The sequence below is a fragment of the Thiomonas sp. TH-17 genome, from assembly GCF_057473305.1.
Genome location: NZ_JBYCKI010000068.1, coordinates 1 through 1,375, shown reverse-complemented (window position 1 = coordinate 1,375; position 1,375 = coordinate 1). Strand labels below are relative to the sequence as shown.

The following is a 1,375-nucleotide window of genomic DNA, read 5'->3' as shown; positions in this document are numbered from 1 at the left end:
CGCGCCAGTGGATAGTCCATCACCACATTTCTGAACGGTATCGGCCCACGGCTGGACTCGACGAAGGGCGTCGCCGTCAGCTCCAGCCCGAACAGCGGCTTGAGCTCGTTGATGGAACGCATACCGGCTTGAGCACGGTAGCGGTGCGATTCGTCCATCAGCAGTACGAGGTCAGGCAGGTTCGCCAGATAATTGAAGTAGCTGTCCCCCAGCACCTCTTTCATCCGCTTGATGCGTGGCTCCTTGCCGCCACGCACCTCGGAGTTGATCTTGGAGATGTTGAAAATGTTGATGCGTACATCACTAAACAGCTCGCCCGTGGGTATGCTTTGCTGATCGTAGTTATCGCCGGTAATCACCCGTGGCGAATTGATGGCGAACTCTCCAATGCCTTTGAACACATATTTGGGCGTATTGGGCGTGAAATCCGCAATCAGCTTGTTGTAGATCGTGAGATTGGGCGCGAGCACGAAAAAGTTGTTGATGCCGTGCGCCAGATGCAGGTAGGCGATGAAGGCCCCCATCAGGCGCGTCTTGCCCACCCCCGTGGCCAGCACGAAGCACAGCGACGGGAACTCGCGCTCAAAGTCTTCCAACGTGGGGAATTCGGCTTTCAGCGTGGCCAGCACTGCCGCTACATCCTTGTCGTGCTCCAGCAGTTCCGGCGCGGCCTCGATGGCATGCACCAGCCTGGAAAGCGATTCCGCCTGCGGCGGGCGCAGGGACAGGCGACCGGTAATGTGGTTCTGAACGCGGGCGCTCATGCTTCCCCCTTCGTATTGTTCTTGTCATCCTCAAGCTTCTTCAGCAGCCGATCAAAGTCGCTTTCGAACAGCCTGTCCTGCACGATGCGGTATTTCTCGAACTCGGTTTCGGCATGTGCGCGGGCGATCTCCGCAGTGACCCTGCCCGCGTCCTGCAAAACTTCGCGGTTCGTTACTTCGATGAATCGGTTCAGCCGCACCTCCCAGTCCTGCATGGTCATGGGCAAGTGCCGTTTTGCCATATCTTCGGCAATGTCCAGATAAGCGTTCACCAGACGCGAAAGCTGCGCCATTTCATCTTCACTCAGGTAGTTTTTGGCAATCACCACATCGAATTTCTGGATTTTCCCGCGTGGCGCATCCTGCCAGGTGGTCAGCCCCATATTGGGCTTTTCCGCATCAGCGCGGGCGACGATCATTTCCGCCGCCGTCTGGCCGTGAATCGCCCAGTGCAGCTTGTTCTGCACCGTGGCGAAAAAGCGCTTCGTGGCCTGCGCCGTCACGTCGTAATCAACCGCCGTGGCGTAGATGTCGGTGATCTTCTGGTAGAACTTGCGCTCCGAAAGGCGAATCTCGCGGACACGCTGGAGCTGCTCTTCGAAATACTGCTG

2 protein-coding genes are annotated in these 1,375 nt (G+C 57.6%); both read right to left on the bottom strand.

Annotation, left to right across the window (positions count from 1 at the left end):
• A partial coding sequence (locus AC2VLV_RS04560; RefSeq protein ID WP_486988848.1) for a DEAD/DEAH box helicase family protein occupies positions 1–764 on the bottom strand: 764 nt, incomplete at its 3' end.
• The coding region (gene rhuM / locus AC2VLV_RS04555) for a RhuM family protein (RefSeq protein ID WP_486988847.1) at positions 761–1,375 on the bottom strand (615 nt) is incomplete at its 5' end. The genes AC2VLV_RS04560 and rhuM, both read right to left, overlap by 4 nt.